We start from the raw sequence: 1,442 nt of genomic DNA, 5'->3' as shown, positions 1-1,442 counted from the left end.
TGATTTTAAGTGGATTAGTGGCGGACGGGTGAGTAACGCGTGAGTAACCTGCCTTAGAGAAGGGGATAGCCTTTGGAAACGAAGAATAATACCCTATAACACCAACACCTCGCATGAAGAGTTGGTCAAAGATTTATCGCTCTAAGATGGACTTGCGTCTGATTAGTTAGTTGGTGAGGTAACGGCCCACCAAGACAGCGATCAGTAGCCGGCTTGAGAGAGTGTACGGCCACATTGGGACTGAGACACGGCCCAGACTCCTACGGGAGGCAGCAGTGGGGAATTTTGCACAATGGGGGAAACCCTGATGCAGCGACGCCGCGTGATTTAGAAGGCCTTCGGGTTGTAAAAATCTTTTCTATGGGAAGAAAATGACAGTACCATAGGAATAAGGACCGGCTAATTACGTGCCAGCAGCCGCGGTAATACGTAAGGTCCGAGCGTTGTCCGGAATCATTGGGCGTAAAGGGTACGTAGGCGGGTAAGCAAGTTAGAAGTGAAATCCTGTAGCTCAACTACAGTAAGCTTTTAAAACTGCTCATCTTGAGATATGGAAGGGAAAGTGGAATTCCTAGTGTAGCGGTGAAATGCGCAGATATTAGGAGGAATACCGGTGGCGAAGGCGACTTTCTGGCCATAATCTGACGCTGAGGTACGAAAGCGTGGGTAGCAAACAGGATTAGATACCCTGGTAGTCCACGCCGTAAACGATGAGTGTTAGGTGTCTGGAGTAAATCTGGGTGCCGCAGCTAACGCATTAAACACTCCGCCTGGGGAGTACGCGCGCAAGCGTGAAACTCAAAGGAATTGACGGGGACCCGCACAAGCAGCGGAGCATGTGGTTTAATTCGACGCAACGCGAAGAACCTTACCAAGTCTTGACATATTACGGCGGGAGCTAGAGATAGTTCCTTACTTCTTCGGAAGACTGTAATACAGGTGGTGCATGGTTGTCGTCAGCTCGTGTCGTGAGATGTTGGGTTAAGTCCCATAACGAGCGCAACCCCTATCGTTAGTTACCATCATTAAGTTGGGGACTCTAACAATACTGCCGGTGACAAACCGGAGGAAGGTGGGGATGACGTCAAATCATCATGCCCTTTATGACTTGGGCTACACACGTGCTACAATGGCAGGTACACAGAGCAGCTAAACAGCGATGTCACGCGAATCTCAAAAAGCCTGTCCCAGTTCGGATTGCACTCTGCAACTCGAGTGCATGAAGTTGGAGTTGCTAGTAATCGTGGATCAGAATGCCGCGGTGAATGCGTTCCCGGGTCTTGTACACACCGCCCGTCACACCATGGAAGTTGGCAATACCCGAAGCCTGTGAGCGAACCCTTGTGGACGCAGCAGTCGAAGGTAGGGTCAGTAACTGGGGTGAAGTCGTAACAAGGTAGCCGTATCGGAAGGTGCGGCTGGATCACCTCCTTTCTAAGGAT

At 50.5% G+C, this 1,442-nt stretch carries 1 rRNA gene; it reads left to right on the top strand.

Annotated elements, in window-relative coordinates:
• Window positions 1-1,434 (top strand): 16S ribosomal RNA (locus tag HMPREF0072_RS08835); the annotation flags it as partial.
• Window positions 1,435-1,442 lie beyond the last annotated feature (8 nt).

Origin of the sequence: Anaerococcus lactolyticus ATCC 51172 (assembly GCF_000156575.1) — a bacterium.
Classification (GTDB): Bacteria; Bacillota; Clostridia; order Tissierellales; family Peptoniphilaceae; genus Anaerococcus; species Anaerococcus lactolyticus.
Note: the sequence above shows the minus strand (reverse complement) of the source record. Positions and strands in the feature narration are given on the sequence as shown.